This window comes from Streptomyces sp. NPDC005496 (genome assembly GCF_042872045.1).
Lineage (GTDB): Bacteria > Actinomycetota > Actinomycetes > Streptomycetales > Streptomycetaceae > Streptomyces.
Map to the genome: position 1 here is coordinate 825,860 of NZ_JBIAJQ010000001.1, position 26,262 is coordinate 852,121.

The 26,262-nt window shown below is 71.6% G+C and carries 22 protein-coding genes; 6 read left to right on the forward strand and 16 right to left on the reverse strand.

The features are described from left to right. The first annotated feature begins 147 nt into the window (after window positions 1-147). Window positions 148-813: a TetR family transcriptional regulator gene (locus ACFYQQ_RS03740; RefSeq protein ID WP_355793661.1), complete on the forward strand. Its 666-nt coding sequence runs from the start codon at window positions 148-150 to the stop codon at window positions 811-813. A 104-nt stretch (window positions 814-917) separates the two neighbouring features. Beyond that, window positions 918-1,367 (forward strand): zinc ribbon domain-containing protein, encoded by a 450-nt coding sequence (locus ACFYQQ_RS03745; protein WP_355793659.1) that lies wholly within the window; start codon window positions 918-920, stop codon window positions 1,365-1,367. Window positions 1,368-1,494: 127 nt separating this feature from the next. Here the strand turns inward: ACFYQQ_RS03745 and ACFYQQ_RS03750 are convergent, their stop codons facing one another. The 6 genes from ACFYQQ_RS03750 to ACFYQQ_RS03775 all read right to left on the reverse strand — a co-directional run bounded on the left by ACFYQQ_RS03750 (window position 1,495) and on the right by ACFYQQ_RS03775 (window position 8,614). After that, window positions 1,495-2,235: a hypothetical protein gene (locus tag ACFYQQ_RS03750; protein WP_356242005.1), complete on the reverse strand. Its 741-nt coding sequence runs from the start codon at window positions 2,233-2,235 to the stop codon at window positions 1,495-1,497. Window positions 2,236-2,239: 4 nt separating this feature from the next. Then, window positions 2,240-4,603, reverse strand: a complete 2,364-nt coding sequence (locus ACFYQQ_RS03755; RefSeq protein WP_388903238.1) for a hypothetical protein — start codon at window positions 4,601-4,603, stop codon at window positions 2,240-2,242. 20 nt (window positions 4,604-4,623) lie between these two features. Continuing rightward, window positions 4,624-5,055 (reverse strand): hypothetical protein, encoded by a 432-nt coding sequence (locus tag ACFYQQ_RS03760; protein ID WP_355781558.1) that lies wholly within the window; start codon window positions 5,053-5,055, stop codon window positions 4,624-4,626. Window positions 5,056-5,365: 310 nt separating this feature from the next. Next, window positions 5,366-6,199: an alpha/beta hydrolase gene (locus ACFYQQ_RS03765; protein WP_355781561.1), complete on the reverse strand. Its 834-nt coding sequence runs from the start codon at window positions 6,197-6,199 to the stop codon at window positions 5,366-5,368. Between the two features lie 135 nt (window positions 6,200-6,334). Continuing rightward, on the reverse strand, window positions 6,335-7,165 hold the full coding sequence (locus ACFYQQ_RS03770; RefSeq protein WP_355781564.1) for an alpha/beta hydrolase: 831 nt from the start codon (window positions 7,163-7,165) through the stop codon (window positions 6,335-6,337). Window positions 7,166-7,501: 336 nt separating this feature from the next. Next, window positions 7,502-8,614 (reverse strand): serine hydrolase domain-containing protein, encoded by a 1,113-nt coding sequence (locus ACFYQQ_RS03775; protein ID WP_355781579.1) that lies wholly within the window; start codon window positions 8,612-8,614, stop codon window positions 7,502-7,504. A 339-nt stretch (window positions 8,615-8,953) separates the two neighbouring features. Between ACFYQQ_RS03775 and ACFYQQ_RS03780 the strand changes: the two genes are divergently transcribed. Both ACFYQQ_RS03780 and ACFYQQ_RS03785 read left to right on the forward strand, forming a co-directional pair. Beyond that, window positions 8,954-12,109, forward strand: a complete 3,156-nt coding sequence (locus ACFYQQ_RS03780; protein WP_355781567.1) for a BTAD domain-containing putative transcriptional regulator — start codon at window positions 8,954-8,956, stop codon at window positions 12,107-12,109. Window positions 12,110-12,412: 303 nt separating this feature from the next. Beyond that, window positions 12,413-12,997, forward strand: coding sequence for a sigma-70 family RNA polymerase sigma factor (locus tag ACFYQQ_RS03785; RefSeq protein ID WP_355781570.1), 585 nt, complete (start codon window positions 12,413-12,415; stop codon window positions 12,995-12,997). Between the two features lie 49 nt (window positions 12,998-13,046). On the opposite strand, the gene ACFYQQ_RS03790 is transcribed toward ACFYQQ_RS03785, so the two are convergent. The 3 genes from ACFYQQ_RS03790 to ACFYQQ_RS03800 all read right to left on the reverse strand — a co-directional run bounded on the left by ACFYQQ_RS03790 (window position 13,047) and on the right by ACFYQQ_RS03800 (window position 16,187). Continuing rightward, window positions 13,047-13,889, reverse strand: a complete 843-nt coding sequence (locus tag ACFYQQ_RS03790) for a MerR family transcriptional regulator (RefSeq protein ID WP_355781573.1) — start codon at window positions 13,887-13,889, stop codon at window positions 13,047-13,049. Between the two features lie 299 nt (window positions 13,890-14,188). Next, window positions 14,189-14,944, reverse strand: a complete 756-nt coding sequence (locus tag ACFYQQ_RS03795) for an HAD-IB family hydrolase (RefSeq protein WP_355781576.1) — start codon at window positions 14,942-14,944, stop codon at window positions 14,189-14,191. Continuing rightward, entirely contained in the window at window positions 14,934-16,187 is a 1,254-nt protein-coding gene (locus ACFYQQ_RS03800) for an acyl-CoA dehydrogenase family protein (RefSeq protein ID WP_356172940.1), read from the reverse strand. The genes ACFYQQ_RS03795 and ACFYQQ_RS03800 overlap by 11 nt, the downstream gene beginning before the upstream one ends. A gap of 80 nt (window positions 16,188-16,267) precedes the next feature. Here ACFYQQ_RS03800 and ACFYQQ_RS03805 point away from each other — a divergent pair, with 80 nt between their 5' ends. After that, window positions 16,268-16,879 carry a TetR/AcrR family transcriptional regulator gene (locus ACFYQQ_RS03805; protein ID WP_356172937.1) on the forward strand — a complete coding sequence of 204 codons (612 nt, stop codon included), beginning with the start codon at window positions 16,268-16,270 and terminating at the stop codon, window positions 16,877-16,879. Between the two features lie 45 nt (window positions 16,880-16,924). On the opposite strand, the gene ACFYQQ_RS03810 is transcribed toward ACFYQQ_RS03805, so the two are convergent. Then, window positions 16,925-17,890, reverse strand: coding sequence for a ScbA/BarX family gamma-butyrolactone biosynthesis protein (locus tag ACFYQQ_RS03810; RefSeq protein ID WP_356242025.1), 966 nt, complete (start codon window positions 17,888-17,890; stop codon window positions 16,925-16,927). A gap of 333 nt (window positions 17,891-18,223) precedes the next feature. On the opposite strand from ACFYQQ_RS03810, the gene ACFYQQ_RS03815 reads away from it, so the two are divergent. After that, window positions 18,224-18,883, forward strand: a complete 660-nt coding sequence (locus ACFYQQ_RS03815) for a ScbR family autoregulator-binding transcription factor (protein ID WP_355793254.1) — start codon at window positions 18,224-18,226, stop codon at window positions 18,881-18,883. 88 nt (window positions 18,884-18,971) lie between these two features. Here ACFYQQ_RS03815 and ACFYQQ_RS03820 read toward each other — a convergent pair whose 3' ends face one another. The 6 genes from ACFYQQ_RS03820 to ACFYQQ_RS03845 all read right to left on the reverse strand — a co-directional run bounded on the left by ACFYQQ_RS03820 (window position 18,972) and on the right by ACFYQQ_RS03845 (window position 26,100). After that, window positions 18,972-20,525, reverse strand: a complete 1,554-nt coding sequence (locus ACFYQQ_RS03820; RefSeq protein WP_356172930.1) for an MmgE/PrpD family protein — start codon at window positions 20,523-20,525, stop codon at window positions 18,972-18,974. Between the two features lie 127 nt (window positions 20,526-20,652). After that, window positions 20,653-21,021, reverse strand: a complete 369-nt coding sequence (locus ACFYQQ_RS03825; RefSeq protein ID WP_355795051.1) for a nuclear transport factor 2 family protein — start codon at window positions 21,019-21,021, stop codon at window positions 20,653-20,655. 82 nt (window positions 21,022-21,103) lie between these two features. Beyond that, on the reverse strand, window positions 21,104-22,069 hold the full coding sequence (locus ACFYQQ_RS03830; RefSeq protein ID WP_355795052.1) for a diacylglycerol kinase family protein: 966 nt from the start codon (window positions 22,067-22,069) through the stop codon (window positions 21,104-21,106). A 428-nt stretch (window positions 22,070-22,497) separates the two neighbouring features. After that, window positions 22,498-23,328, reverse strand: coding sequence for an alpha/beta hydrolase (locus ACFYQQ_RS03835; protein ID WP_355784216.1), 831 nt, complete (start codon window positions 23,326-23,328; stop codon window positions 22,498-22,500). Between the two features lie 30 nt (window positions 23,329-23,358). Then, complete coding sequence (locus ACFYQQ_RS03840) at window positions 23,359-24,831, reverse strand: MFS transporter (RefSeq protein ID WP_355784219.1); 1,473 nt, start codon at window positions 24,829-24,831, stop codon at window positions 23,359-23,361. Between the two features lie 60 nt (window positions 24,832-24,891). Then, the gene (locus tag ACFYQQ_RS03845; RefSeq protein WP_355784222.1) at window positions 24,892-26,100 is read right to left on the reverse strand and encodes a cytochrome P450; all 1,209 of its coding nucleotides are present in this window, start codon (window positions 26,098-26,100) and stop codon (window positions 24,892-24,894) included. Between the last annotated feature and the right edge of the window lie 162 nt (window positions 26,101-26,262).

The window sequence follows — 26,262 nt, forward strand, 5'->3', positions numbered from 1 at the left end:
GACTCCGCACCCGGAACACGCATGACACTCAGTCCCCTCCCCACCAGGCACTGAGTGTCACCTCGATGCCGCCGATGCTAGTTTCGCCGCATGAGCGAGACATCCCCCGGGGGTCCGTCGGCCGGCGCGGGGGCGCCGAAGCCGCCGATGCGCGACGCCCTGGTCGCGGCCGCGTTCCGGCTGTTCCTGGAGCGGGGGTACGAGCAGACGACGGTCGACGACATCGTCGCGCTGGCCGGGGTGGGCCGACGGTCGTTCTTCCGGTACTTCCCGTCGAAGGAGGACGTGGTCTTCCCGGACCACGAACGCTGTCTCGCGGAGATGACCGAGTTCCTGGAGTCCGGCCCGCCGCAGGACGACCCCGTCGCGCGCGTCTGCGACGCGGCCCGGCTCGTCCTGCGGATGTACGCGGAGAACCCGACGTTCTCCGTGCAGCGTTACCGGCTGACCAAGCGGGTGCCCGGGCTGCGGGCGTACGAGCTCTCCGTGGTGTGGCGCTACGAGCGTGCCCTAGCCGACCACCTGCGGACCCGTCTCACCGACCGGCGTGACGGCACCCTGCACGCCGACGTGATCGCCGCCGCCGTGGTCGCGGCCCACAACAACGCCCTGCGTTCCTGGCTGCGCGCGGACGGCGAGGGGGACGCCGACGCCTTCGTGGACCGGGCCCTGGACTACGTGCGGCGGACGTTCGGCACGGAGGGCCCGGTGGCGCGTACGGAGGAGGGCGAGGACGTGGTGGTCCTGGTGGCCCGGCGCGGGGTCCCCATGTGGCGGGTCGTCAAGGAGATCGAGTCCGTCTGGACCGATTGAGGGTACGCAGTGCCTTTACGACTGGCACTGAGTGCCATACTCTGTGGCGCGTGCACGGCGATCCGAGCACATCAGATTCCGGCCGAGCGCAGGGAGATGACATCGTGTTCCACCCGGGAATCGGGATCGCGGCGGACGTGCTGGACGCCGACGTCCCTGAGAGCAACGCCACCGTCCCCGTCGAGAGCGGCGCCCCCGCCTGGGCCGGCAAGTCGAGCGAGGAACGCCTCGCCTTCCAGCGCTGTCGCTGGTGCGGGACCACCATGTTCCACCGGCTGCTGTGTCCGGTCTGCGCGTCGAGCGACCTGCGCACCGAACGCAGCCAGGGCACCGGCATCGTGCGCCGCACCACCGTGGTCCGCCGCAACACCCCGGCCGCGCGCAACGTCTCCCTGATCGAGATGGCGGAGGGTTTCACCGTCCGCGGCCGCGTGAAGGGGCCGTTCATCGCCATCCACCCGGGCGGCCGCGTCCGGCTCACCGTCGCCGAGGACCCGGTCCGCGGCGAGCCGGTCTTCGAACTCTGCGACGACCCGTACGGCCTGCGCCCCTGACGGCCCTCACCCCGGGCCGACGGGGGCCTTGTCACGCTCACCGGCGAAGACAATAGGCTCCTACGGCGTCCGTGCACCCCGCCCCCGTCACAGGAACGGGGCGGGCCCGGGACAGTACCGGGCCGGATCACTGCGTATGACGCGGCTCCACGGGATCCAGCACCGCCCGAGCAGGAAGCCCGCCGTCTTTTTCGCAGCGCAACTCCTCGGCCATGGCGAGCGAGACGGAGTGGGCCACGGTGGCGTAGGCCTCCTTCAATGCCCTGGTGTCACCTTCGGGCTCCTGCGGCATCCCCCAGCGCTGGACGCCGATGAGGACGTGACCCGACCTCGACGCGTCGGACAACCTGGGGCTCCGGCATGCGAATTGGACGTACGCCATGTCCGCCGCGGCCAGGGCGTCCTCTCCCATCTTCAGCACGGTGAACTTCGGGGCCGGCGGTTCGTCCGTCGGAGGGCCGTCGACCAGCTTCCACGTGATCCTGAGCACGAAGTCCGGCGTGCCGATGGGCAGATGGACGCGGCACACGTCTTTGGTCACGGTGGGGACCGGGAACTCCTCGACAAGGTCCGCTGCGGCCTGTGCGACGGTGTACTCCTTCGCCGACGCCTCGAACCGCGACGACCCCGTGATCACCTTCAGCGCCCGAGACGCCTCGGCGGACACAGCCTTGCCACCGCACAGCCGTGTCCCCCCAACCACCTTGTAGTCCTTCGGAGTTTTCGGAGTTCCCTCCGCATCTCCGTCCCCTCCACAACCGGAGGCGCCGAGAAGCAACGAGCCGGCCACGACCGTGACGAGGAGTCCCCCGCGTACCGACCTACGACTGATCACTGTCCGTATCCTTCCGTACTCTCGGCCGTCCACGGACTCAGCCGGTCTCCGGGTCGTTGCCCTGCTGGTTCTCCCGGTCGTTGCCGAGCCCGTAACCGATCACCGTCGACTCACGCAGATCCTGCCCGACCGTGTTTCTGGCGTCGTCCAGGCCGTGACGTCGCAGGAAGTCCTCCATCGGCGCCTCCGCCATGCTCTCCCCCGCGGAGTAGATCTTCGTCTTCTCCGCGCGGGTGAGTTCCTCCGTCTTCTCCTTGTGCTCATCGACCGAGTTGTCGGAGATGTCACCGACCATCTGCCCGATGACCTGTTCGGCAGCACCACTGGCGGTGTCGGTCGCCAGCGGGATGAGCACCGCGGCCGTGCCCACGGCCGCGGTCGCGGGCAGGAAGGCGACGCCCGCCGCGATGCCCGCCGTGGCCCCGAACTCGATCCAGCCCGACCGCTTGGCGACCGCCTTCTCGTAGTCCTCGTGGGTCTTGAGGTTCGTCGCCTCCACCTGGTCGGCACGGGACTGGTCGAGCATGCCCTGCACCTCGGCGCCCACACGCACGGTCGCCCTGGCCCTGGCAGCGACCTCGTCGTCGATCTTTCCGTCCGGGCCCACTGTCCCCTCCAGCACGCTGCGGGTGTAGACCTGCTCCGCGGTCGAGACCGTCGCGTAGGCGTCCGGGTGCTGGCCGAGGGTGCTGAGGAAGCCCCGGACGACGCTCCGCCCGTTCCTGTCCACCGTGTCAGCGAAGTCGAGGTGCCCGTCCGGGTTCTTGCCCGGCGCGAACACGCTGTCCGGATCGTTCTTGGCCAACGCCCAGTTGACGTCGTCGATGTAGCCGGCGCCCATGACGCCCAGGCTGTCGGCCATCGCCTCCTGGTGCTCCTTGAGGAGACCCGGGTCCGCGGCGTACTTCTCCATGACCTGCTGCATGACCGCGGCGTTGTCCTCGTCCCGGACCACGCCGGCGTCCGGGTGCCCCGCGGGGTAGCCGAGAGTCGCTGCCTCCAAGGCGTGGCCGAGGGCATCGGGCATCTGATCGAGCGCCGCCTTGAGCTCCTTCTCGCCGGAGGAGTTGGCGTCGCCGAAGGACTCCCACTCCTCGTTGCCGAAGAAGTCGAGGTAGTTGTCGATCGCCTCGCCGTCCTTGTTCTTTCCCAGGTCGGCCGTGGCACCGTGATCGACCGTGCCGTCCTCGTTGTACGCGGTCGGCGGGTCGGCGAAGAACCTCTTCGCCGCTTCCGGACTGTTGCCGAGCGCTTCCAGCATGGCGGTGGCCGGGTCGTAGCCGGCCCCGTTCACACCGGAGGGGTTGAACGGGTTCTTGAACGAACTGTTCACCACCTTGTTCTGGGCGAACATGTACGGGTCCTTCGCGTGCAGCTGCGCCACGTGTTCGGCGATCGGGTTGAGGAACCTCGCGTCGTAGTTCCCGTACCGCATGATCCCGCCGAGCAGCTGGTATCCGAACGGCCCGCCGTAGTCGTGCTTGGCCAGCGGAATGTGCTCCGTGCCCAACTTGCGGAGCTGCGGACCCCACTTGTCGGTGAATTCCTTGTCGTGGGAGGCGGTGGCCAGGTTGAGGCCGAGGTTTCTCTGGAACTCCTGGACGTCCTTGAGGCGCTCCGGGTCGGCCTTGCCGCCGTACCCGTAGATGTCCGTGGAGAGCTGGCCGAAGAATGCGAGCGACTTCTCGGGGCCGAGCTTCTCGTAGAAGTCCTTGGAGAACTCCCGCGACGAACTGTTGTCCTTGAGCAACTCGTTGAGCTGCTCGAGTTCGGTGTGGGTGATGTCCCGGCCCTTGGCCGCCAGAGAGGCGGCGCGGGCGGCCTCCTCCTGGTCCAGCTTCGTGTACGTCGGCGCGCTGAAGTCCTTGCGGTCGGTGACGTTGGCCTGGAGGGCGTTCTTGAAGGAGAGGTCGGTGTCGTTGCAGTTGTCGACGATGAGGTCGATCCTCCTCTGCCACGACGCGATGTTCTCCCTCTCCTCTTTCAGATACGTGGCGTAGTCGGGGTCGTGCCGTGCCGTGTGGTTCTCGGACAACGGGTTCCGCGCGGTGACCTTGCCCTTGCCGTCCACGTGGACGCCCGCAGCGGGGCCCTCGTGGTCCCGGATGCCGACCAGCTCGTCCTTGGCCTTCTTGATGGCCGCGTGGCCCTCTTCCAGGATCAGCTTCACGCCCTTGGCCTCGGCCGCGGCGTCCGCGAACTCCTTGGCCGTCTTGCCGATGAACGCCCTGGTGACCCCGGCGTTGACGCCTTCCCAGGCCGCCTTGTCCGCCTTCGCCTTCATCCCGTCGGCGGCCTCGGTGGCGAGCTTGTCCAGCTTCCCCGCCATCTCCGACCAGTCGTCGACGGCAGCCTTGAGCTTCGCCACCGGGGCGTCGATGATGTCCTCGTACTTCAGCATGACGTGCGCTCCCCCGAGCCCTACTTCAAGTATTCCGTGAGCACGGAGATCCGCGTGAGGTCCCCCTCGATCTTCGCGTCGTCCTTCGCGTGCTGGGCCTTGCTGTAATCCAGGTGGTTCGAGATCTGCGCGCAGGCGTCCAGCAGCGTCTTCAGGTGGGTCTGCCAGAAGTCGTGCACTTTCAGCACGGCCGCACCGCTCGCGAAGTTCCCGCTGGTCAGCGCCGTCGCCGCATCGAACGTGGAGGAACGCGCGATGTCGCCCTCTTTCGTCAGCCGGCCCAGCAGGGCGTAGGCGTCGCTGCCGATCGCGCCGAGATCGTCCCGGTTGACCACCAGGTCACCCTCGCCACCACCTCCGCCGCCGTCGGCCGGAATGCTGTTCGTCTGCATCGCGGTGGTCCGCTCGCCCGCCGTCGCGTGCGGTTCGGGCCGTTCTTGCGCGAAGGTCATGAATTCCCCCAAGTCCGTCCGGGTGGGCCACGTCACCGGAGTCGCTGCCCCCGCATCGATCGCCTGTCTCTTCTACCATCACCTGGCCACGCACGGACGGTGGTTGAGACCCCGAAGCCCGGACGGCCCTCAGGAAACGGCCTCGATCGCGGCACCGGCGCACTCCGCCGTGCCGCTCACGGACCCCGGTACCGTGCGGCACGCACGATCACCGTGCTTGCCGCGCACTCGGCCGACCTGGTCCCGCCCGGGCCTCTCCCGCGTAACGGGGCGCGCGCCCGCTCCCCCTGGGAAGATCGTCGGACGTTGGTCACTTGGCCAGGAAGGCGAGGAGAGCCTCGGTGACTTCCTGGGCGTGGGTCCACAGCAGGCCGTGGGGAGCGCCCTCGATGACGACGTAGTCGGCCTGCGGGAGCGCCTGGCTGAAGAGGGCGCCGGTGGCCTCGATGGGCAGGATACGGTCGGCGGTGCCGTGCAGGATCAGCGCCGGGACGTCGATCTTGGGCAGGTCGGCGCGGAAGTCGGTGGACCAGGTCGCCACGCAGGCCAGGGAGGCGTACGCGGAGGCTCCGGCGGCGACGTTCCAGCTGTTGCGGACGGCCTCCTCGCTGATGCGGGTGCCGAGGTTCTCGTCGAGGTTGTAGAAGTCCTCGTAGAACGCGGTGAAGTAGGCGTAGCGATCGGCTGTGACGGCCCCTTCGATGCCCTTGAAGACGGCGCCGTCGACACCGCCGGGGTTGTCGTCGGTCTTGAGCAGGAAGGGTTCCAGGGAGGCGAGGAAGGCGGCCTTGGCTATGCGGGCGGAGCCGTAGGTGCCCAGGTAACGGCCGACCTCACCGGTTCCCATGGAGAAGCCGACCAGGACGACGTCGTGGAGGTCGAGGGTTTCGAGGACCGTGTTCAGGTCGGCGGCGAAGGTGTCGTAGTCGTAGCCGGTGGTGGGCTGGCTGGAGCGGCCGAAACCGCGACGGTCGTACGTGATCACGCGGTAGCCGGCCGACAGCAGGGCGGCGGACTGCTTCTCCCAGGAGTGGCCGTCGAGCGGGTAGCCGTGGATCAGCACGACCGGCTGCCCGGTGCCGTGGTCCTCGTAGTACAGCTCGATGCCGGTCGAGTTCTCCTGGCCGACGGTGATGAACGCCATGGTGCTATTGCCTTTCGGTGGGAAGTGCGGTGGATGTGAACTCCCGTGTGCGGGGAGTGCGTTGGGTGGTGAAGTGCCCGGGTAGGTTCGTACGCTTCGGAGTTCTCCGAGGCCGCGGTGGGGCGGTCCCGTCGTTCAGCGGACCGTGCGGGCCGCGCGCTCCACGATGCGGGCCACGGCGTCGGGGCGGGACACCGACACCGCGTGCGACGCGTCGATGACCGTGGTGCGGGCTCCGGCGCGGGCCGACATGTAACGCTGGGCGGCCACAGGGATGTTGAGGTCCTCCGTGGTCACCAGGGACCAGGAGGGGATCGTCTTCCAGGCGGCCTTCGTCGACTTCTCCTCCAGCGCGGCGGCGGCGATCGGACGCTGTCCGGCCGCCATGAGCCTGGCCTTGTCCGCAGGCACGTCCGCGGCGAACTGGCCGCGGAACTTGTCCGCCTTGATGTAGACGTCGGCGCCCTGACCGCCGTCGGGCAACGTGTAGTTGACGGACTCGATCGCCTCGCCGAGGGTGCTGCCCGGGAACTCGTTCGTCAGCCCGAGCGAGCTCTCGCCGACGTCGGGCAGGAACGCGGCGATGTAGACCAGCGCCTTCACCTTGCCCTCCAGTCCCGCGGCGGCCTGGCTGATGACGGTACCGCCGTAGGAATGGCCGACCAGGACCACGGGCCCGTCGATGTGGTCGACGACGCTGCGCAGGTAGGCGGCATCGGTCGCCGGACCGCGCAACGGGTTGGCGGCGGCCACCACGGGGTAGCCCGCACGCTGCAACCGCGTGACGACGCCGTCCCAGCTCGCGGCGTCGGCGAACGCCCCGTGCTCCAGCACGATCGTCGGCCGTTCCGGGTGGAGGGGCGCCGCACCGGCCGTACCGGGCAGGGTGACGGCGGCCACGGACAGTCCTACGGCGGTTGTGACACCGAGCAGGGCGGATCTGCGGCTGAGAAGAGTGGTGCGCATGCGTGAACGTCCTTTTTTCCTTGGCCGTCGGCCCTGACCGGGCCCGGCGAAACGGGGCGGTGCGTTCGAGGGACGAAGCACCGATTTCCTTTGTCAGCAACTGAGTTGGCGTGTGTTCGGTCCGCGCCGAGTGGTCGGCGCGGTCCGGAGGAGGTGGGCGACGCGTCGCGGCGGCGAGGAGAGCGACTGCCCGGCCACGACACACCTGGGCCTGGAGCACCACCGCCCCCGACTGCCGGGGTGAAGTGCCCTGCGTCTTGTCCTACGACGGCAGGACCGGCTCGGTTCACCCCGAAAGCGGCGCTGTTCCCTGCTCAGTCCGCGTTCGGCCGGTGCTCAGTCCTCGGCAGGTGCTCGGTCCGTGGAGTCCAGGACTTCGTAGACCTGCCGCATGTAGTCATGGGTGCGCTCCGAGCCGAGGATTCCGTCGCCCAGCCGGTTCATCGTGTACGAGAACGTGACGCGCCGGTCGAGGTCCATCATGACGATCGATCCGCCCCGGCCGACCCAGAAGCAGATCCTCCCGGTGGGCATGTGCGGCATCGTCCGCGCGTCGGCGAGCGCGAAGCCGAGGCCCCAGCGCACGGGAACGCCCAGGAACAGGTCGACTCCGTCGGCCTGCACGTCGAGGGCCTGGTCCACCGTGTCCGCGGAGAGGAGCCGGCGGCCGTTCACCTGGCCGCGCCGTGAGATCACGGAGAGGGCGCGGGCCATACCCCGTGCGTTGCCGTGTCCGTTGACGGCTCCGAGTTCGGCACGGCGCCACTGCGGGGTGTCGACGTGCTCGTCCCGGGCGGGGCTGCCGAGCAGCGTCCTGGTGAAGATCCCCTCGGGATCCAGGCCTGCGGGTATCCCGGAGACCTGCGACGGTGCCACCAGTTCGGCGATACGTGGCCAGTCGGCCTTCCGCGCGCCGATCTGGACGTCGGCCTGGGCCGGCTGGGCGATCTCGGTGTCGACGAACTCGGTCAGGGTCCGGCCACTGACCCGCCGGACGAGCTCTCCTATCAGCTGCCCCTGCGTCTGCACGTGATAGCCCGAGGCACTGCCCGGCTCCCACCAGGGCGCCTGCGCGGCCAGCCGGGCGCTCGCGGTCGGCCAGTCGTAGAGGTCGTCGATGGCGAAGGGCTGCTGCCAGCCGGAGAGCCCCGAGGTGTGGGCCAGGACATGGCGTACCTCGATGTCCTGCTTGCCCTGGGCGGCGAATTCGGGCCAGTAGTGCGCGACCGGGCGGTGAAGATCCAGTGCGCCCCGGTCGACGAGGACGAGGGCCGCCAGACTGCTGAGGGTCTTGGTGGTCGACCACATGCTGACCAAGGTGTCCTGGCGCCACGGGACGGTCCGAGCCGCGTCGGTGTGCCCTCCCCACAGATCGACCTCCATGACTCCGTCGACGTCGACGGCGATCGACGCCCCCAGCTCCTCGCCGGACTCCAGGTGCGCTGCCAGCGCCGCTCGGACCGGTTCGAACCGGGCGGTGCTCGTTCCTTCGACGGTGACCGAGACTTTTCCCCACTCGTGACGACGACCGTTCGGTCACACAACGGCGTGGACCGCACGCCGGTTCACCCCGCGTCGCAGCTGGACGGCCCCCGGCCGAGCTGCACCGTGCCGCCTACGGCGTCATCGCCCGGATGGGCTCTTGCTAATGTCTTGTCCGGTATGCGGGCAGCGGACGACGGGGTCCTCGCCGCTCCGGACACCGTGGGGCGCGCACACGTCCGCGGACCACGGTCATGGGTGTGCCCCTGATGGTGGCGCGGTCGAGCGGGATTCCGGGTGGATGCGATGACAGCTGTGGGGCAGGGGCTCGACTTCGGCCTGCTGGGTCCGCTGGTGGTACGGCGAGCGGGCACGGTGCTCGATCCGGGTCGGCGCAGGCAGCGACTGCTGCTGATCCGCCTGCTGCTCGCGGACGGCCGTGCGGTCGCGCCCCAGACCTTGTGCGAGGAACTCTGGCCGCAGCAGCCCGGCCGGATCCCGGGCGGCGCTATGAACTCCCTGCACGCGCACGTCAGCAAGCTGCGCGCGGTCCTGGAACCCCAGCACCTGCGCCGCGAGGGCACCTTCGACGTACTGGTCACCGAGCCTCTGGGCTACGCGCTGCGCGTGCCGCCCGAGAGCCGTGACACCGTACGTTTCGAGCGATCCGTCGCCCAGGCCCGCCTGTTCATGGACCAGGACCGGCCCGAAGACGTCGTCCAAGAGGCCGGGAAGGCCCTGGAGTTGTGGCGTGGCACCGCGTTCGCCGACGCGGCGCACCACCTGTTCGCCGCCCATGAGACGGCACGCCTGGAAGAACTGCGGCAGACCGCACGCGAGATCCGCGCCACCGCCCTGCTCATACAGGGAAGGATCACCGAAGCCCTGGACGCGGCACAGGAGTTGACCGCCGAGCATCCCCTGCGGGAAACCGGCTGGGCTCTGCTGCTGCGTGCCCTGTACCTCGCCGGCCGGCACCCCGAGGCGCTTCAGCGCTACACGGAACTGCGTCGGCACCTCGCCGACGAACTCGGCCTCGAACCGGGCCCGCCCCTGCGCGCCCTGCACCAGGGCATCCTCCACCACGACCTGCCTCCCCTCCACTCGGCCGGTGGGCTGAACGGATCCGTGACCGGCGGGGGTACCGGGCACGGCCGCGATCCGATCGGGCCCGCCATGTCCGGAGGGCCGGAGGAGGCCGGGACAGCCGCGTCCACCTTCCCGGCCGCCGAGGAAGGGGCCGACGCGGACGGCTGGTCCGACGCGCGTCGGACCAACGAAACGGCTGACGCGGCCGACCGGTCCGGCGCGCGTCGCGACCCGGCCGCGAAGAGCGGAACCAAGCCGTCGTCCCTGGTACGTCCGGCTCAACTGCCTGGCGCCCTGCCGGTGTTCGCGGGACGGGACGCCGAAGGTGCGTGGCTGTCGGCCGTGAGCGGTGCGCCCGACCGGCCCGGACCGACGGCTGCGTCCGTCGTCGTCATCAGCGGTGCTCCCGGTGTCGGCAAGACCACCTTCGCCGTCCACCACGCCCACCGCATCGCCTCGGCCTTCCCCGACGGACAGCTTTTCGCCAACCTCTGCGGCTTCCACCCCCACGCACCCGCCGTCGATCCCGGCACCGTTCTGCACGGCTTCCTCACCGCCCTCGGCGTCCCCGCGCAGCGCATCCCGGAGGACACCCCGGGCCGCGGCACGCTCTTCCGCAGCCTCCTCGCCGACCGGCGGATCCTCCTGGTCCTGGACAACGCACGCGACGAGCAGCAAGTGCGCCCCCTGCTCCCCGCGGGCGCGGGCTGCCTCACCCTGATCACGAGCCGCAACCAGCTTCCCGGCCTGATCGCCACCGACGGCGCCAAACCCCTCACCCTGCCGCTGCCCTCGGAGGCCGAGGCCCACCAAGCCCTCGAACGCCGCCTGGGACGCGAGCGGTTGGCCGCAGAGCCCGCCGCCACCACCGAGATCATCCGCCTGTGCGGACGACTCCCCCTGGCCATGGCCGTGGTCGCCGCCCGCGCCGAACTCGACCCGTCCTTCCCCCTGCACGCCATGGTCGACGACCTGCAGCAGACCCACGGCGACCTCGACGCGTTCACCGGCTTCGACACCACCACCGACGTACGCACCGTCTTCTCCTGGTCCTACCGCTCCCTGGACGAGCACGCGGCCCGGCTCTTCCGCCTCCTCGCCCTGCACCCAGGCCCCCACATCACGGCTCCCGCCGCCGCCGGGCTCGTCGGCCTCCCCCTCGCGCGGACCCGCCGCGCACTCGCCGCCCTGATCAGTTCCTGCCTCCTTGAGCAGCCACTGCCGGGCCGCTACAGCCTGCACGACCTCCTCCGCTGCTACGCCGGCGAACTCGCCCAGCTCCACGACACCGCCCAGGAACGCCACCACGCCACCCTGCGGGTCCTGGACCACTACCTGTTCACCGCCTACGAGGCCAACCAACTGCTCAAGCAGGACACGACGGTTGATCTCGATCTCGGGGAGCCGGGCCCGGGCGTCACCCCGGAGAGGTTCACCGACGCCAAGCAGGCGACCGGGTGGTTCATCGCCGAGCACCGGGTACTGCACGGCTTGCTCCACTCCGCCGTGAGCCAGGGGCTCGACCACCACACCACCGGGCTGGCCTGGTCGTTCAAGGAACATCTCCAACGCCAGGAGTTCTGGCCCGAAGCCATCGCCGCGCTGACCCCCGCCCTCGAAGTGGCCCGGCGCCAGGGCGACCGACTCGAAGAAGGGCTCTGCCTGCGCCATCTCGGCAGCATCCACGGCTATCTCGGCCACCAGGACGAGGCCCTGCGGCACCTGCGGCACGCCACCACGATCTTCGAGCAGCTCGACGCGACCGGCGAACAGGCGCGCGCCCACTACGTCATGGCGTGCGCGCTGTTCCTGTTCGGCCGGATCCCGGAGGCCGTGGCGTTCTCCGAGCGGGGACTGGAGCTGTCCCGGAAGACCGGTGAGGAGTTGTGGCTGGCCGAGTGCCTCCTCGAACTCGCTTGGTTCCACGCCAACTTGGGGCAGCTGGAGAAAAGCCTTCGGCTCAGCGAGGAGGGCATCGCCCTGTTGCAGCGGCTGGACGCGCCGTGGCAGCTGGCACAGGGATGGGACATCGTGGGCCACATCCTCCGCGAACTCGGCCGCCACGAGGAATCGGTGGCCACCTACCAGCGGGCGACGCGGGCGTTCGAGGAACTGGGCGACCACAGGAACGCCATCGGCACACTCATGCGGCTCGGGGACACGCGGCTGGCCCAGGGCGACCGCGAAGGCGCACGGGCGGACTGGGTCAAGGCGCTCGAAAACGCCGACGAACGGGCCATGCGCCACAGCGCCCAGCAGGTCCGCGACCGGCTCACCGCCCTGGACATGGACGCGGACCCCACGCCCGCGGTGCCGGAGAGGGCGGCCGGAAGCCATCGCCTCCCGGTTCCGCACGAGGGAACTGCGAGCTAGGACTCCGACCGGGGCCGTCCAGGTCACGTACGTTCCTTTCGTTCCGGCGCCACGTCGGTGGTCGGCCCGTGCGCCGAGAACCCCGCAGGTGCGTCCCTGTGTTGTCAACGCCCGCAACAAGGCAGCGGTTCACCCCGTGTCGCACCGACAGCGGCCCAGGCACAGGCGGTCGACAGGAGTCGCCGCGGGAGACGACAAGAAGACGACAAGGTTCGGCCAAGGGGCCCCCGCGAGTGTTGAGCCACTCGACCGCGCATGCGGGCGAGCAGGCCACAGGACACTTGACAGGAACGGGCACCACCCATGAACGGGATCATGGAAGCGGGGACCACCACTCCCGCTCCGCCCCAGGTACACACCCAGCACGTCGCATCGGACGCCGCCGACAGCGATGCCTTCATACGGGATGTCTACGACCGGTACGGGCCGCTGCTCGTCCGGTACGCCACACGGCTGCTGGACGGCGACTGGCACAAGGCGGAGGACATCCTCCAGGAGACCGCGGCCCGCGCCTGGAAGCACGGCCGGTTCCTGGGCACCCGCGGCGACCACATCCGGCCGTGGCTGTTCACCGTGGCGAGGAACCTCGTCATCGACCACCACCGGGCCCGGCGGAACCGGCCGTTGGAACTCATGCCGGTCGAGGACCTGGACGCGTCATGGGACAGCACGGAGGCCACGATCACCTCCCATGCGGTGCTGAAGGCCCTGCGCGAACTGAACGAGCAGCAGCGGACCGTCATCCGCCTCATGTACTCCCTGGAATGCAGCGTGGCCCAGGCGGCCGAACACCTCGGTGTCCCGCCCGGCACCGTGAAGAGCCGCGCCTTCTACGCCGTGCGGGCACTGCGCAGGGCGCTGGAGAAGCAGGGTGTATTCGCGGGATAGCCACGACAGGGCGGCGCACCGGCGTGACGCGACCGCGACCGCTCTCAGCTCATTCGGGCGTGCCCGGTTCGCCGAGTCGGCGGATCGCGGCGGCGGTCTCGACACCGTCGTCGTGCAGCACCTGGCGCATACGGGAGACATCGACGTAGGCGGCTTCGAGAGGGTGGGTGAACAGACGTGAGAGCGCGGTCGCGTACTTGGCCATGGAGCTCTTGCCCGGGATGAAGATCGCCAGCTCGTCCCGGGCCTCGAAGGTCTGCACCTCGGCATCGCCCGGCAGGGACGCCTGCGCTCCCCCGTCCGCCGTGACGGGGAGCTTCACCAGCCAGTGCGGCCCCTCACCGGCGAGGGCCCGGCTCTTCTGCTCCGGGGTCTCGGCGGCCAAGGTCCGCCACGGCCGCCCCGACACCACGGCTCCGCACGCCTCGACCGCCTTGATCAGGCCCTCAACGGTTTCGGCGACAGCGACGTCGGCCGCGTCCCAGTCGAACCCGTCTCCCCCGTCCGACGGGCCCGGCACGGGCCTGGACACCACGGTCATCTGCTCCACCCGGCGCAGGCTCACCTCGGGAGGCGAGGTGAAGAACTCCCGCGCGTCGTCGATCGCCTCATCCTGAGCCTCCCGCTGCCGCCGTACCTCTCCCGCGTGCTGCCGCAGCAGGTCGAGGGCCGCCTCCGGCTCGTCGAGGGCACGACGTACGAGCTTCACGCTCATCCCCGTGCCGCGCAGGACGGTGATCAGCATGGCCTGTTCGACCTGCTGGAACGTGTACGAGCGGTAGCCGGTCCGCTCATCGACGTCGGCCGGGACGAGCAGCCCCTCGGAGTGGTAGTACCGCAGCGTCTGCGGCGGCAGATTGCACATCTCGCTGAAATCACCGATCGACAACATGGCTTCATCTTCAGCGTTATGGCAACTACAAGGTCAAGCACCGAGGACCGCCCGACACGGCTCTCAACGCCCCCGCTCAGGCGCCCTGCCCCACCGGCTCCGTGATGCGTCCTCGGAAAGCGGCGGGCTTGAACACGCTACGGAAACCCAGGTCCCGGGCGGGTCACGGTGATCTCCGTCGACTTCCGTACGTGTCCCGGCCCGATCACCTCAAGGGGCGGCGCCGGCACCGCCCCGCGCCGCACCGCCCCGATCCCCGCGGCCAGGCCCCTGAGACCCCGGCCGGCGGTCCGCCGCGGTCACCCGCCTCCGTCGGTCCCGGCGGCGTGCGGTGGCACGGTGGTGTGGGTCCCGTCCGGGGCGACCATCACCGCGTGCCCCACGCAGCCCAGCATGGGCAGGTCGGAGGGATGGTCGCCGTAGGCCCAGCAGTCGGCCGGGTCGATGTCGGGGTGGCGGGCGAGGAGCCGGCGCACCAGGGTGCGCTTGCCCTCGCCGATGGCCGGTGGGCCGATCAGTTCACCGGTGAGCAGCGGTCCGCAGCGTTCGAGTCTCGCGCCGAGGACGAACTGCGCCCCGACCGCCTCGGCGATGACGGCGAGCAGCGGCGGGAAGGTGCCGGAGACCAGGGCGACGGACGCGCCCTCGGCCCGGTGCCGGCGCAGCGCGGCCAGTGTGGTGGGGAGATAGAAGCCGTCGGCCCGGCTGTGCTCCTGGTACCACCGGCGGGCCGCGGCCTCCGCCTCCGCGGCCGCGCAGCCCCGGAAGGCCCGGTGGAAACGGCGGTTGGCCTCTGCGCGGGGCAGACCGGCCAGTGTGCCGAGCAGTTCGGCGGCCCGGCGCACTCCGTCCGCGCCGTGCGTCCGCGCGAAGTGGTCGCGGAGGAAGTCCGGGCCGCTCTTGCGGCCGATCAGCGTCTCGTCCACGTCGAAGAACACCAGCCGGCGGGGGCCCTCGGGGCGTGCCCGGGCGGCGGGCCGGGAGGGCGTGGGGCGGGGAGGCGGCGTCGCGGGCAGCGGGGACCGGTCGCGCGCGCTGCGGGTGTCAGTGGACACCGGCGACCACCTCCGCGGGCGCGGAGTGCGCCATGAACCGGGGCGCGGCCGCCGAGCAGGCCGCCGGCAGTTCGGCCGCCTGCCCGGGACGGTCTTCGAAGTCGGCGAACACCGAGTCGGCGTAGAAAGCCGCCGCGGTGTCCCGGCGCACGGCCTGGTGCGCGGCCAGCACGTGGACGTCGCGCCAGGTGCGCTCGAGCGGCCCGGAGCCGCCGCATGCGTGGGTTCCGGCCGCGCGGAACAGCCGCTCGACGGCGGTGACCAGGTGCTGTGCGGCGGCCGCCGCGACCCGGCGGTTGCGGGCCACGTCCCGCTCGGCGCGGGTGCCCGAGTCGGCCCGTAGCGCCGCGTCCCCGAGCAGCAGTTCGGCGGCCTCGATGTCGTCGGCCGACTGTGCCAGCGTCAGCTGGAGCGTGGCGCGCTCCAAGGGTCGGACGGCTCCCCTGCGCGCGGCCCACGCGGTCCACTCCCGCAGGGCGTGGCGGGCCGCCCCGAGGGCGGGCGCGCACAGCAGCAGTCCCGTCCCCAGGTGTGCCGGGGCGGTGTGGCAGCGGGACCGTCCGGGCCCGGGAGAGCCCGCCAGCACGTCCGACAGCGAGCAGGTGCGGTGGTCGGGGACCACCACCGGGCCGTCGAGGACCGCGGTGTGGCTGCCGGTGCCGCGCATTCCGGTGCTGCGCCACGTCTCCCGTACCTGGATCTCGGCGGCAGGGACGGCGAAGAGCCGGCACCGGCCGCCGGGTAACCCCGGTTCCGGGGCCGCGAGCAGCAGCCAGTCCGCGTCCGCGACCCCGCTGACGCACTCCCAGGTGCCGCTGAGCAGCCAACCTCCGGAGCAGCGGGCGGCCGAGCCGGAGGGCCGCAGTCCGGCGGCGATCCGCACATCGGGCGATCGGCCCCACAGGTCGAGCTGCCCCTCGAGGGGCAGGTGGGCGGCGTATCTGCCGTGGGTCGCCCACAAGGCGGCGCACCACGCGGCGGACGCGCATCCCTCGCCGATCGCCGCCACCTCGGCGAGGAGGTCGCTGAAGGTTCCCTCGGTGCCGTGCCAGACTCCGGGCACGAAGTGACGGGCGAAGCCGGCGCGGGTCAGCAGCGCGACGGTCTCCGGTGACAGCCTGCCGGTGGCGTCCGCCGCCGACGCGTGTGCCGCGGCGGAGGCCACGGCGCCCGTCAGCTGCCCGCGCGCCCGCGGCGCGCCACCCTGTGCCCCCTGGCCTGTGCAGATTTGACGCCGGTTCACCTATCGCTCTCCTTTACTCCACGACTAGAATTCGTTCGGGAACGAATCTTTCTCGGCCGGTCCTTCACCACCAGGCCGGGGTGAAGGAGGTGATCAGCGTGGTCAAGCAGGCGCGTGCCCTTCGGACGCACGATCGCGTCCTCGACGCCGCAGCGTACGAGTTCGCACGCTACGGCTACGTGAACGCGAACCTGCAGCGCATCGCCGACCGGATCGGGTTGACCAAGGGGGCCCTGTACGGGCACTTCTCCAGCAAGGAGAAGCTGGCCGCCGCGCTGACGGAACATCTGTCCCGGAGCGTGCGGACGCTGCTGGACGGGGCCAGGACCTCGCCCGAGCCGGCCACGAGCCGGCTGGAGGCCCTGGTGCTCGGACTCGGCAGACTCTTCGAGACCGACCGCAGGGCGCAGGCGGCCCTACGGCTGGAGGTGGAGGCGGCTCGGGCAGCCGACACGGTGGCTCCTCTCCTGAGCGACACCCATGGCATCGCGCTCGAACTCGTGGGCGAGGTGCAGCGGGGACGGCGCTGGGACGGGGCACCGCCGGCCGACGCCCTGGCCGATCTCATCGTCGCGGCGTTCTGCACCGCGCTGTGGACCGGCGCCTGCGCGGGCCCGGACCGGCCCGGGCCCAGCGTCACCGCGATGTGGGGCGTGCTGACGCGCGCGATGGGGACACGCGCGTCGGCCTGAGCCCCGACGGCCGTACGGCCCCGGGTCCGGGCCGGTGGGCCGCCGCTACCAGGAGGCCGGGACGGTCGCCGCCGGGCGGGTGCCCACGCAGGCCCAGGCGGTCCGCGCGCGGGCCAGTACGGTGTCACCCTGGACCGCCGAGACGGACAGCTGAAACGTTTCCTGCGGCCGGGCGCCCGACGCGCACTCGTCGACCACCAGCCGGGTGGGCCGGTCGAACTCGCCGAAGGCCAGGCACTGCACCGTGGTCCGGGCCAGCGCGAACGACAGGTCGGCGAACGGGCCGTCGCACGCCTCGTGCACCTTGAGGTGGCCGAGCTGGCGGAAGCCCTCCAGCATCACCATCATCGGAATGTGGTCGGTGGGGTGATCGAAGAGCACCGCGTGGTCGCGGTCCACGCGCAACCGCCACTCGTCGGGCCTCTCGCCCTCTTCCAGGACGCAGTCCCGCCAGCGCAGCCGCCCCACCCGGTGCGGGGGCGTGCGCGGCGCGCCGGAGGCGGCCGTCCACGCCGGTGAGGTGGCCGGCGCGTCCGTGGCGCCGCCGCCCAGCCGGCGCAGCAGGCGGTAGCGCCGTTCGTCCACCATCAGCATGCTGATGCTGCCCCAGCCGCACTCGCGGCCGCCGACGACGAGCCGGAAGTCCATCCGGGCCCCGCTCCTGCCCCGCGCGTCGTCGCCGTCCCAGGTCCACTCGCCCACCAGGAGCACCGAGAGCGGTACGCCCTCGACCCGCAGGGCGGCGGGGTCGGTGATCTCGAAGTCGAGGTCGCGGCCGATGAAGCGCCGGCCGAGCGGTACACCGCGGTGCCGGTGGGCGACGTAGACCATCCCCTGACGCAAGGTCTCCGCGAACAGCAGGGGATCACTCAGACCGTTCTCGTCCGGGTGGTAGAGCGCGTGATCGCGCGGCCACTGGGCGGCGACGACGAACTCGCGGTCACCGGCACGGGCACCGTCGGTGACGAACACCTCCGCGACGGAGCTGCGGTGCACCAGCTCACGCGTCACGGGGCGTGCAAAGGTCAAGTAATCACAGGCGCGGGCCATTGCTGACGCCTGAGGGATGCTGGGATGATTGAGCACGAGTGACATCTGGGATTCGCCTCCCCCGTACTGGAAGAACCAGGACCATGCGAACTAACAGACGTGCGGCGCCGTTCGGCACAAAATTAATATACCTTCGGGAAGGTATCTTGCAAGGCTCGGGCAAAGCACGGCGGATAATCGGTCATCCCTGCTCGTCAGAGGGTCGAAACCCGCGAAGCGTCCGCACGTCCCCGGCCCGATCTGCCCACGAACGGGCCACCGAAAGCAGCGGACGGCACGGCACGAATGGACGTCATGAGCGAACACAGCGACGCGACACAGACCTCGCACATCTCCGGCGGCACCTCGGTCGACGACACCTCGCACCTCAAGCAGGAGCGCGCCATCCGCACCCGGCGCACCATCCTCGACGCGGCCGCGGCGGTCTTCGCCCGGTACGGCTACCCGTCCGTCACCATCAAGGACATCGCCGACGGCGCGGAGATGACCAAGGGCGCGGTGTACTTCCACTTCTCCAACAAGGAGGCCCTCGCGGTCGCCGTGACGGAGGAGTTCTACCGCAGGCTCAATGAGATCGTCACTCCCGCGCTCCAGGGCGACCACTCCTCGCCCTCGACGGTGGTGGACGTGCTGCTGCGCACCGCGGGCGGGTTCCGCGACGACGTCTACGTCAAGGCGGGGGCGCGCCTGCAGATCGAACGTCCTTTCATCAAGGCGGAGATGCCGGTCCCGTACGTCGGTTTCACGTCACTGATCGTCGAACTCCTCGAGGAGTGCCGGGCCGCCGGCCGGCTGCCGGAGCGCGCGGTGCCCGAGGCCCTGGCCAGGGTCCTGGTCTCCGCCCTGTTCGGCGCCCAGCACATCTCCTGGGTGCAGAACGACCGGGCCGACATCGTGGAGCGGGTCGAGGAAATCCTCGACGCCTTCGCCCTGCTGACGGTGCCGGCGCGGTAGGACCGTGGGGCCGGGAAGGCGCGTCGGGAGCGGGTGAAACGCTCAGGTCGCCGCCCCCGCCACGCCGTCCGGCGACGGGCCGGAGGGTTCAGTCCAGGAAGGCGGCCTCTATCCAGCGGCGCAGGGCGCCCGGACGCATGCGGTGCAGCCGGTCCACACTGTCGGACACTTCGTGGGGGCCGCCGACCGACAGGAATTTCTCCCGCACCAGGTCCGCGTGCCGGACCCGGGTCTCCGGGCCCGCCGCACCGACCGGAATCAGCCGGGTGCGCGACACCGTACGGCCGTCGGTCAGCCGGACGGTGACCCGGGCACCGGTGGCCTTCGCAGCGCGGGAGAAGTCCCGGTCGTCGGCGCTCAGCGGGCCCAGCAGGTCGACCAGCTCGTCCCCACCGAAGGCACGCAGCCACGGCACGGCACGCTCCCCCGCCTCACGTACCGCCTCGCCGAACGGGGCGTCGGACAGGAACAGTTCGCGCGTCATCTCGGTGTCGTGCTCCAGGCGCACCCGCCGGGCCAGCGCCCAGCGGGCGGGGTCGTCCAGGTGCGGGGAGGAGAAGTCGTCCACGGTGAACTCGCCGGTGAGCAGGGTGGTCGCGACGGGGTAGGGCACGTCGAGGACCAGGGCGCCGAGCGGGGAGCCCGGACCGTTGACGTACCGGGCGGCGCGCTCACCGGCGAAGAGGGTGTACAGGGACGCCTCGACGACCACCTCGGCCACGTCCTCGGGCCGCAGGCCGCCCAGTTCCCGGTGGATCTCGGCGGCGCAGTCCACGGCCGCGTCGATGCCCGGCCCGCCGGGGTGCATCTTGAAGGAAAGCGTGTCGGTGTGCCAGCGCCGGCCCAGTCCCTTGGCCACCGCCTGCGGCAGCGGCACGGTGGCGAACCGGGCGAGGAAGCCGTCCTCGTGCTCGACGATGTCGGGAGCGCCGCGCAGCCCCGCGTACGCCGCGTCGCAGGCGTCCATGGCGGTGCGCACCGGGGTGAAGGTGTTGAACAGACGGGCGTCGCTGGCCAGGAAGGCGCGCATCAGGGGCCAGTTCGGCATGGCGAAGGCCAGCCCGAAGGCGTTTTCGAAGAGCGCGGCCGGGGCCCTGTCGCAGTGCAGCCGGCCGGCGACCGCGCCCGCCAGGTGCGTGTGCACGGCGCTCTGGCCGCGCAGCGGGCCGAGGGTGGCCGAGGCGGTGATGCGGGCCGCGCACTCGTTGGCCGCGACGACGGCGGTCAGCAGGGACAGCCCGTCGAGCCGGCGGGTGTAGGCGAAGGCGAGCGGTACCGCGACGGTGGAGTTCGACAGGTGCCCGGCGTAGGCGGTGTCGTCGAGATTGAGCCAGGACCCGAGGGCGGCGAAGACGCCCGCGGCGGTGCGCGGGTCGCGCTGCATGGGGTGGCCGAAGGCCGCCACCAGCCGCCGTCCCAGCGGGTGCTGGAGCCCGGCCCTGATGGATGCGGCCTGCGAGAGCACCTGACTGGCGGCGAGCTTCAGCACCCGGCACGGGATGTGCTCGGGGCGCAGCGTCGCCGCCCAATGGGACAGTTCACGCAGCGGGGTGTCGGTGGGCCGGCGAGGACGCCTGGGCGCCGTGCTCCCCCAGTCGTCGCACAGCGCCCTGGCCACGCTCTCACCGAGTACTGCCGTCATGGCGCGAGGCACCTCTCTTGGCGTACGCCGGCCGGGGCGTGCCGTGGCCGGCGGTTGGTCGCTCCGGGCGGGTGGCCGCGGCGGCGGGAGCACCGTCGGCCGGTGCACCCGCCGCCGCGGGAGGGGTTCAGGCGGCCGGGACCTTGTCCAGGAAGCCGTAGACGGCCTTGATGCGGCCCGCCTCGTCGGCGACCAGGACGTCGAAACCGATCGCGATCGGCTCGGTGCCGGGCTCGGTGACGAGGCCCCACTGGAACCGGGCCTGGTCGTGGTGGGCGTCGACCGTGCCGTGCAGTTCGAAGGTCAGGCCCTTGAACTGCTCGCGGGCGCCCGCCACCACCGCGCCGAAGCCCTCGTGGCCCTCGACGGCGGCGAGCGGGTCGATGTACGGGGCGTCGGCGGTGAACAGCTCGGCGATGGCCGCCGCGCGCTTGTCGGCGTCCGCCTCGTTCCAGATGGCCAGGTAGCGGTCGACGGTGGTGGTCAGGTCGCTCATGCGTGTTCTCCTCGTTTCCGTTGGTGCGGGTGACCCGGCGTGCCGTCGCCAGGGGCGCGGTACGACGGGGGTTCTGGAGGTCTCAGGGGGTCTCGGGGCGGTCCGGTGCCGGCGCCCACACGGGGAGGGCGCCGGGGAGGACCTCGAAGGTGGCCGTGGAGCCCATGCCGTGCTGGTACTCGCCGTCGTGCTCCAGCGGCAGCCGGCGGCCGTCGGTGCGCTCCACGGTGATGGTCCGGCCGCGCGCGTACCGCGTGGCGGGGTGGCCGATGTGGGCGGCGGTCAGGGTCAGCCGCGGCACGTCGGCCGCGGCGATCCCGTCGCCGATGACGCAGACGTCGAGCAGGCCGTCGTCGAGCAGCGAGTCGGGCAGGACGTTGAACCGGCCGCCGCGGTAGGGGCCGCCGCCGACGTTCGCGAGGACGGTCGGGCCCTCGTGCACGACCCGCCCGTCGACGGTGACCCGGCCCGGGTACGGCGCGTAGCCCGCGGCAGTGTCGGCGAAGGCGCGCGCGTACCGCTCGCGGCCGGTCAGCGGCAGGTCGCTGGCGGTGATCAGGGCGTCGGCGATCACACCGGAGCAGGCGCCCAGGTAGACGTACTGACGGGTTTCGGCGAGACGGGCCAGGTCCAGGCGGCGCGGGCGGGCGCTGCCACCGATGCCGGAGTCGGTGAGGATCGCCTTGAGGGACTCCGTCCAGGGGCGGTCGCCCCACAGCATCTTGTAGCCGGAGTTGCCGGTGCCGCCGGGCACGACCGCGAGCGTGGCGTGCCCGGAGGCGGGCACCAGGCCCTGGACGACCTCCCGGACGGTGCCGTCGCCGCCGATGACGACGACCAGGTCGGGGGCGCCGGTGTGCCGTTCGAGGGCCTGGCGCACCGCGACGGTGGCGTCACCCGGTCCGGTGGTCGGGTGCACCTCGGTGCGCTCCAGGTACGAGTCGCACAACTGGCGTACCTGTTCCACCAGTTCCGGGCTGTGGCTGCCGGAGGCCGGGTTGGCCAGGACCAGTGCCCGGGTCGGGACCGGGGCTGCTGTATCTGCCATGCGGGCGTACTCCTTCGTGGGACGGCGCCGGCGGGTCCGGGGCCGGGGCCGCGCCTGCGGCTCCGGACCCACGACATCGACTCTGCCGCCGACCGCTGTCACGGCGCTGACGTGCGGCTGACGCCGACGAGGCGCACGGGCACAGGGGGGCGGGGCTGGGACACTCCGGGCATGGGGACGCGGGGCCCGGGGCACGCCCGGCCCGCCGCGGACGCCCGCGGTGCGCCGGACCGGGCGCCGCGGGCACACTCGGCGGGGCGGGGCGCCGCGCCCGGAGCCCCGCTCCGGCGCCCGGGCCCGTGGGCGTGTGAGACACGCGTGCGAGGTGGCCGTGGTGGGAGCGAGAGCGCGGGGCGCGGGCCGGGCGGAATGCCTGGCCGCCGCCCGGCCGGGGCCAGGCGGCGACACGGGAGGCCCCGCCCTCGCGGTCACTGCTTGGCGAAGGCCAGCAGGTCCGCGTTCAGACGGTCGGCGTGGGTGGCGAACAGGCCGTGGGCCGCGCCCTCGTAGGTCAGCAGGGTGCTGCCGGGAACGAGCTCCGCGGTACGGGGACCGCACAGCGGATACGGCGCCCCGAGGTCGGCGGTGCCGTGGACGACCAGGGTGGGCACCCGCACGGCCGCCGCCTCCGCTCGCTGGTCGGTGGTGAACAACGTGCGGTAGATCTCCGTGGCGGCCCGCGGCGAGGTGTCCATGGCCAGGTCCGTCAGCCACTCGGCCAGTCGGGGCGAGAGCGGCGTGCTCGCCGGATCCGCCTCGGGGCCGGCGAAGAACGGCCAGGTCAGTGATCTCAGCCAGGCGGCCCGGTCGGTCCGGATGGCCTTCTCGATCTCGTGGAACAGCGACATCTCCAGGCCGTCCGGGTTGTCCGGGGCGCGCAGCAGGAACGGCGTGGTCGAGGCGACCAGCGCCAGCTTCCCCACCCGCTCGGCGCCGTACCGGGACAGGTAGCGCACGGCCTCACCGCCGCCCGCCGCGTAGCCGACCAGCAGGACGTCCCGCAGGTCGAGGTGGTCGAGCAGGTCGGCGAGGTCCGAGGCGAGGGTGTCGTAGTCGTAGCCGCTCCAGGGGACGTCCGAGCGCCCGGTGCCGCGCCGGTCGTAGGTGACGCAGCGCAGCCCCTGACCGGCCAGGAACGGCGCCTGGAACTCCCACATCCGCGAGTCCGCCATGGCGGCGCTGAGCAGCACCACGGGACGTCCTTCGCCCCAGTCGGTGCAGTGGAGCCGGGTCCCGTCCCGGGTGGTGACGTACGGCATGACGCCTTCCTTCCTTGGGTGGTGGGGACCTCAGCGCCGTGCGGTGCGGCCCGGGGCCGCCAGCACCAGGGCGGAGGCCAGGAGCCCCAGGGCGATGAGCGGGACGAGCGTGACGGCGAACGCGTGCGGGTAGGCGCCCGCCGAGCCGCCGCCGTCGGCCAGGGTGGGGAAGAAGACCGCGCCGGCGATCGCCACTCCGACGGCCGCGCCGCCCTCCTGGGCGGTGTTCAGCAGCCCGGAGGCGGAGGCCGCGTGCTCGGGCGCGGCCGCTCCCAGCACCAGGTTGGTCAGCGGGCCGGTCGTCAGGCCCATGCCGAGCCCGGCGACGAGGAGGGCGGGCAGCAGCCACAGCACGTGTCCCGTCGTGTCGAGGCGGTTGGCGGTCAGGGCGGCCGCCGCGTAGCCGATCGCGAGGGTCAGCGGGCCGACGGCCACCCTCCGGGCGGTGACCGAGGCGGCCTTGCGCGACGACACCACCGAGGCGCCGAAGTAGCCCGCGCCCAGGGCCAGGAAGACGGACCCGGACTCCAGGGGCGACAGGCCCCGGCCCAGCTGCAGGTAAAGGGCCAGCACGAAGAAGAAGGAGCCCATCGCGAGGAAGTAGACCACCGTCGCGGCCAGCCCCACCGAGAACACCCGGCCCTTGAACAGGGCGGGTTCGATCAGCGGGCCCCGGTCGGCCGCCGCCCGCCGGCGCAGGTGCCAGACGGTCACCGCCAGCAGGACGGCCGCACCGGCCAGCGCCTCCCACACCCACAGCGGCCAGCCGCTCTCCTGGCCCTTCAGCAGTGCGAAGACGATGATGCCCAGGGACGCCGTGACGAGCAGGGCGCCCACGAGGTCCAGCCGGGTGCCGCCCTCACCGCGCGACTCCGGGATCGTGCGGCCGACGAAGGCCAGGGAGACCAGGCACAGCGGGACGTTGATCAGGAAGATGGTCCGCCAGCTCAGTCCCGCGACGTCGACCGTGATCAGGGCACCGCCGATGAACTGGCCGAAGACGCCGGCGATTCCGATGACCAGGCCGTAGGCGTTGAAGGCGCGGTCGCGGGCGGCGCCGGTGTACACCGTGCCGATGATGCCGAGCACCTGCGGCACCATCAGCGCGGCGGCGGCGCCTTGGGCGATGCGGGCGACGATGAGGACGGTCGCCGTGGGTGCCAGGCTGCACGCGGCCGAGGCCAGCATGAACAGCACCATGCCGAGCGTGAACATCCGCCGGCGGCCGAAGAGGTCGCCGAGCCTGCCGCCGGTGATCAGTCCCGCGGTGAAGGCGACGCCGTAGCCCACGACGAACATCTGGGCCTGGGCGGCGCCGGCGCCCAGGTCGGCCTTGATGGCGGGGACCGCCACGTTGGCGATGAAGAAGTCCAGCACCGTGATGAACGTGCCCACGAGCACCACCAGGAGGGCACCGGCCGAGGGGGCGGCGGCCGGTGCGCCGTCGGGGGGCGTCTGCGCACGCCCGTCGGCGACGACTTCCGTGCTTGTCTCAGAAGTCATGACGACTCCGTTTCTCGATCATTTCGGGTGGTTGGCCGGTGGTGCCGGTACCGTGGCCGGTCACCAGGTCACGGGAAGGTGTGTCACCCCGTGGAAGACGGTGCCGCGGCGGAAGACCGTGCGCGGGTCGGCCGCCAGCCGCAGGTTCGGGAAGCGCCGCAGCAGGGAGCGCAGCGACAGCTCCATCTCCAGCCGCGCCAGCGGGGCCCCCTGGCAGTAGTGGGGCCCGAAGCCCCACTGCAGGTGGCCGCTGGTGTCGCGGTGCGGGTCGATCCGGTGCGGGCAGGTGAAGACCGACTCGTCGTGGTTGCCGGCGGGCACGGAGATGACGACGGCGTCGCCCTTGGAGACGGCCACACCGCCGAGTTCGAGGTCCTCCACCGCCAGCCGGACCATCGCGTCCTGGGAGATCGACCAGTAGCGCATCGACTCCTCGATGAAGTTCGGTATGAGCGCGCCGTCGTCGGCGGTCACCCGCGCCCGCAGGTCGTCGTCGCGCAGCAGCGCCAGGATGTTCAGGGCGATCTGGTTGGTGGTGGTCTCGTGTCCGGCCACCAGGACCAGCCGGGCGATGCCGACCAGCTCGTCCAGGGTGATGTCGCCCTTCGCGTGGTGGTTGACGGCGAGGCGGCTGATCAGGTCGTCGCCGGGGCTCTCCAGCTTGCGCAGCGCCAGTTTGGCGAGGTACTCGGACATCTCCTCGAAGGCGGCCAGGGAGACCGCCGGGTCCTCCTGGGAGATGGTGACGCGGGTCTTCTCCACGAAGAACGCGGAGTCCGCCTCTGGGACGCCCAGCAGCCGTGCGATGACGAGGGTCGGCAGCGCGCGGGAGAACACCGCGTGCAGGTCGGCCGGTTGGGGCAGTGCCTCCAGTTCGTCCAGCAGCTCGTCCACCAGCCGCTGGACCGGTTCGCGCAGCCGCTTCACCCGGCGCGCGGTGAACTCGGTCTGGATCATGCGGCGGAGCCGGGCGTGTTCGGGGTCGTCAAGGCGCAGGAAGGAACTCGGGTTCCCGCCGGGCGGGACCTGGATGCGCACCGGTGCGCCGGGCAGCCGTTCGTCGGCGCTGAGACGGGGATCGCCCAGCGCCTGCCGTACGTCGGCGTACCGGGTCACCAGCCAGGCCAGGCGGGACTCGGCGGCTCCCGCCGGGAGGCGCACCACGCAGGGGGGCGCGTTGCGCAGTTCCGCCAGGATGGGCGGCGGGTCTCCGTCCTCGGTGCGGGCGAAGGGCCAGTCCAGGACATCGGTGTGGTCCGCGAGGGACACGTCGGCCTCCAGGGGCGAGGGGCGGGCAGGTGGATGACGGGCACCGGCTCTCTCCGTGGTCGGACTCGGACGCGCTGACGCCGACGGGGCGGTGGGGACATGGGTGGTGTCCCGTCCGACGCCGCGGACGGTCGTGCGCCACTGTCGCGCAGTCCGCTGACA

Excerpts from the sequence above, each read along its gene's own strand:
- ACFYQQ_RS03740 (WP_355793661.1), top strand. The coding sequence starts at position 148 with ATGCGCGACGCCCTGGTCGCGGCCGCGTTCCGGCTGTTCCTGGAGCGG.
- ACFYQQ_RS03790 (WP_355781573.1), bottom strand. The coding sequence starts at position 13,889 with ATGTTGTCGATCGGTGATTTCAGCGAGATGTGCAATCTGCCGCCGCAG.
- ACFYQQ_RS03780 (WP_355781567.1), top strand. The coding sequence starts at position 8,954 with ATGACAGCTGTGGGGCAGGGGCTCGACTTCGGCCTGCTGGGTCCGCTG.
- ACFYQQ_RS03815 (WP_355793254.1), top strand. The coding sequence starts at position 18,224 with ATGAGCGAACACAGCGACGCGACACAGACCTCGCACATCTCCGGCGGC.
- ACFYQQ_RS03785 (WP_355781570.1), top strand. The coding sequence starts at position 12,413 with ATGAACGGGATCATGGAAGCGGGGACCACCACTCCCGCTCCGCCCCAG.
- ACFYQQ_RS03760 (WP_355781558.1), bottom strand. The coding sequence starts at position 5,055 with ATGACCTTCGCGCAAGAACGGCCCGAACCGCACGCGACGGCGGGCGAG.
- ACFYQQ_RS03770 (WP_355781564.1), bottom strand. The coding sequence starts at position 7,165 with ATGCGCACCACTCTTCTCAGCCGCAGATCCGCCCTGCTCGGTGTCACA.
- ACFYQQ_RS03765 (WP_355781561.1), bottom strand. The coding sequence starts at position 6,199 with ATGGCGTTCATCACCGTCGGCCAGGAGAACTCGACCGGCATCGAGCTG.
- ACFYQQ_RS03825 (WP_355795051.1), bottom strand. The coding sequence starts at position 21,021 with ATGAGCGACCTGACCACCACCGTCGACCGCTACCTGGCCATCTGGAAC.
- ACFYQQ_RS03840 (WP_355784219.1), bottom strand. The coding sequence starts at position 24,831 with ATGACTTCTGAGACAAGCACGGAAGTCGTCGCCGACGGGCGTGCGCAG.
- ACFYQQ_RS03835 (WP_355784216.1), bottom strand. The coding sequence starts at position 23,328 with ATGCCGTACGTCACCACCCGGGACGGGACCCGGCTCCACTGCACCGAC.
- ACFYQQ_RS03820 (WP_356172930.1), bottom strand. The coding sequence starts at position 20,525 with ATGACGGCAGTACTCGGTGAGAGCGTGGCCAGGGCGCTGTGCGACGAC.
- ACFYQQ_RS03830 (WP_355795052.1), bottom strand. The coding sequence starts at position 22,069 with ATGGCAGATACAGCAGCCCCGGTCCCGACCCGGGCACTGGTCCTGGCC.
- ACFYQQ_RS03755 (WP_388903238.1), bottom strand. The coding sequence starts at position 4,603 with ATGCTGAAGTACGAGGACATCATCGACGCCCCGGTGGCGAAGCTCAAG.